This is a genomic window from Sporosarcina sp. P26b, assembly GCF_002743245.1.
Taxonomy (GTDB): Bacteria; Bacillota; Bacilli; order Bacillales_A; family Planococcaceae; genus Sporosarcina; species Sporosarcina ureae_C.
This window is the reverse complement of sequence record NZ_PDYW01000055.1, coordinates 1-2,391: the sequence shown is the minus strand read 5'-3', so window position 1 is coordinate 2,391 and position 2,391 is coordinate 1. Positions and strand designations below refer to the sequence as shown.

Annotated in this window: 2 protein-coding genes; both read left to right on the top strand. The window is 39.9% G+C overall.

The window, feature by feature from the left end; genetic code table 11:
* Positions 1 to 116 precede the first annotated feature (116 nt).
* Positions 117 to 1,658 (top strand): IS21 family transposase, encoded by a 1,542-nt coding sequence (gene istA / locus CSV69_RS16385; RefSeq protein WP_233192417.1) that lies wholly within the window; start codon positions 117 to 119, stop codon positions 1,656 to 1,658.
* Positions 1,658 to 2,391, top strand: a 734-nt coding sequence (gene istB / locus CSV69_RS16380) for an IS21-like element helper ATPase IstB (RefSeq protein WP_099693989.1), incomplete at its 3' end; no start/stop codon positions are given. The genes istA and istB, both read left to right, overlap by 1 nt.

Genomic DNA, 2,391 nt, shown 5'->3' with positions numbered 1-2,391 from the left:
AATTGTAAACGTTAAACTAGATTCAACAGCTTCCAACAAATAAGAATCAACAGTTTTCCAATATAAATCTACTTTCTATATACTGAAGCTAGTCTATAGAAAGAGAGGAATAGGAAGTGGAAAAGTGGATGGTTTACAATGAAATACATAGATTGCGTAAAGAAGGATTCTCTAATAGTGCAATCTCCAGAAAGCTTAAGATTTCTAGAAATAGGGTGATTGATTACGGAAAAATGAAACCAGATGAATTCTTTAAATTCACTTTGTCTTTACAGACTAGAAGTAAGAAGTTGGATCCCTATCGAGATCAAATACTTGAATGGTTAAAGGAGCATCCCGATCTTTCTGGGGCACAGATATTTGATTGGTTGCAGGAGAAGTTAGAAGTGGACTCCGTGACAGAAGGAACCGTTCGTAATTTTGTTAATGAACTTCGAGAGTTGCATTGTCTGCCGAAGTTCAATGTGGAAAGAAGTTACATGGCAGTTCCTGAAATGCCCAAAGGAAAGCAAATCCAAGTGGATTTTGGAGAGACCAGACAGCTAACTACGGATGGGAAATATAAAAAACTGTACTTTATTGCATTTGTCCTGGCCCATTCACGCTATAAATATGTGGAGTGGTTAGACCGACCTTTCAAAACAACCGATTTGATCAGGATGCATGAGAACGCTTTTGATTATTTTAAGGGGATGACTAAGGAAATTGTCTATGATCAGGATCATTTATTGGCCATCAGTGAAAATGCAGGAGATCTTATTCTTACAGCTGAATTTACAAAGTATCATCAAAAAAGGAAATTCAAAATCTACCTCTGTCGAAAAGCAGACCCAGAATCTAAAGGGAAAATTGAGCAAGTAGTGAAATACGTAAAATATAATTTCGCAAAGAACCGTACTTTTGACAATCTGGTTGATTGGCAACAAGCATGCTTAAAATGGCTTAAGCGGACTGGAAATTATAAAGTGCATCACAATACAAAAAAGAGACCCGTGGATGTGTACACTCTGGAAAAGGAACACCTCACGAAGGTCTCAGGGACTTATATTTTTGAAGATATCTATACTTCCAGTATAACAAGACAAATACACAAAGACAATGTCATACGCTTTGACGGTAATCGATACAGCGTACCTGCCGGTACGTACCGTAAAGACGCTCCTAATATCGCTTATGTCGATACATTAGATGGACAGCTCCTAATCCGTCTTCAGCAAGGTGGTCAAGTGCTTGCAAAGCATAAGATTTCTCAAGGGAAGGGGCAAGTTATTTCAGATCCTTCCCACAAAAAAAGCAGCCACACAAAACGGAATAAGCTTATTCATGAAGTGGAGCAACTACTCGCAGATTCTAGTTCTACCAAGTGGTTGATCGAAGAGTTGACTGAGCGCTATCCGCGTCACTTACTTGATCAACTGCAGATTGTCCTTTCTGTAGGCCTCAAATATCCAGACTTTATAGACGAGGCAGTTCAAGAAATGAAACGTTTGAAGCTCACTAGCGCCAATGATTTGCGGGATATCGCATTTTCACTAGAGCTTCAAAGCAAAATGAATCCAATCAAGGAAACTCAATTAAATGAAAAGTACATGAACCTGGTCGCTCCTGAACGGAAGGAAGATATTTATCTTCACGTTCTTCAAGGAGGTGATTCATGATGAAACCCCCTTACGAATCCTTACAGGATAAATGCAGGGCCCTTCGACTCGCAGAGTCGGCTAAAGAGCTGCCTACCCTATTAAGAGAGGCAGAAGCAAAAGGCTGGACTTATCATGAGTTTATTCATGAATTTCTAAGCTATGAAGTGGGCTGCCGAGAACAAAAGAATACCGAGAAACTGATGAAGTGGGCAGAGTTTCCTGAACTTCTGACACTTGAAAATTTTCGTTTAGAAGAACAGACCGCAATTGGTCTAAAACAACTCCAGGTATTGAAGGAATTATCTTGGCTTGAGGAGTGCTTTACGTTAATCATGATGGGGCCGACAGGCGTCGGCAAGACCCATCTTTCAACCGCCTTAGGTATTCATGCGATTGAACAAGGATATCAAGTATCCTTCATCTCGATGGATCGTTTGATTTACGTATTGAAGACAAAAGAATATGTGGCTAAATCCAAAACTAGGTACAAGCGAATTGAGAAATCTGACTTAATTATCATCGATGATGTCATGTATATGGCTTATGAGCCACAGGAGGCCCATTTATTCTTCCAATTCATTTACGAACTATATGACACGGCAGCCTTTATTTTGACCTCAAATAAGGGGCCAGGTGAATGGGGAAAGTTCTTGGGTGACCCAACTCTGACTACTGCAATCCTAGATCGTCTTCTTCATCGCAGCGAAATTCTTACATTTAGTGAAGAGCAGGATAGCATTCGGATGAAATA